Origin of the sequence: Agrobacterium sp. D14, assembly GCF_001526505.1 — a bacterium.
GTDB classification, from domain to species: domain Bacteria; phylum Pseudomonadota; class Alphaproteobacteria; order Rhizobiales; family Rhizobiaceae; genus Agrobacterium; species Agrobacterium leguminum.
Genome location: NZ_ASXX01000056.1, coordinates 1 through 1,038 on the forward strand (window position 1 = coordinate 1; position 1,038 = coordinate 1,038).

The window sequence follows — 1,038 nt, forward strand, 5'->3', positions numbered from 1 at the left end:
ATCATCCTCGCCGATATAGGCTCCGGTCTGGATTTCGACCAGTTCGAGCGGGATCTGCCCCTCATTGGCAAGCCGGTGCGGCTGGCCGATCGGGATATAGACCGACTGGTTCTCCGTCAGCAACTTCGTCTCCTCGCCGATCGTCACCGTCGCCGTGCCCTTGACGACAATCCAGTGCTCCGAGCGATGATAATGTTTCTGGAACGAGATGCGGTGGCCGGGATCGACCGTGATGTGGCCCACCCGGTAACGCTCGTCCACATACATGTGCTCGATATAACCCCAGGGGCGATAGACGCGCTTGTGGCTTTGCGTCTGCGGTGCGTGTTCGCCGTCCTTCAGCGTCTCCACCAGACCCTTCACATCCTGCACCCGGTTTTTCGGCACCACCAGAACCGCATCCTTGGTGGCCACCACCACCATGTCCTTCGCGCCAACCACCGTCGTCAGCAATTGCGTCGAATGGATGAGGCAGCCTTCGGAATCGATGAAGACGCCGTTGCCTTCCAGCGCATTGTCGTTGCCGCGCTTGTCGGCGATCTCCCAGATCGCATCCCAGCTGCCGATATCCGACCAGCGGAAATGGCCATGCACCACCGCCATGCGTTTGGTCTTCTCGATCACGGCATAGTCGATGGAGTTCTTCGGCGAGGCCTCGAAGCTTGCCTGATGCAGGCGCACGAAGCCGAGGTCGCTTTCATATTGCTCGACCGCCTGCGTCACCGCCGCAAGAATCTCCGGGGCGAAGGCTTTCAGTTCGGCGATCATCACATCGGAGCGGAAAAGGAAGTTGCCGGAATTCCAGAGATAACCCTTTTCCAGATAGGAGATCGCCGTCTTCATATCCGGCTTTTCCACGAAGGCGTCGACGATACTGAGGTCTTTTTCGCCATCGATCGCCTCACCCGGCTTGATATAACCGTAGGAGGTGCGCGGTTCGGCCGGCACCAGGCCGAAGACGACGATATTGCCCTGATCGGCGGCTTTTGCGCCAAGCTTCACGGCGTCGGAGAACTTGTCGGCATCGAGCACCACATG

1 protein-coding gene is annotated in these 1,038 nt (G+C 59.2%); it reads right to left on the reverse strand.

The genetic code is table 11. The features are described from left to right. The coding region (locus tag L901_RS22885; protein WP_059760493.1) for a mannose-1-phosphate guanylyltransferase/mannose-6-phosphate isomerase at positions 1-1,038 on the reverse strand (1,038 nt) is incomplete at both ends.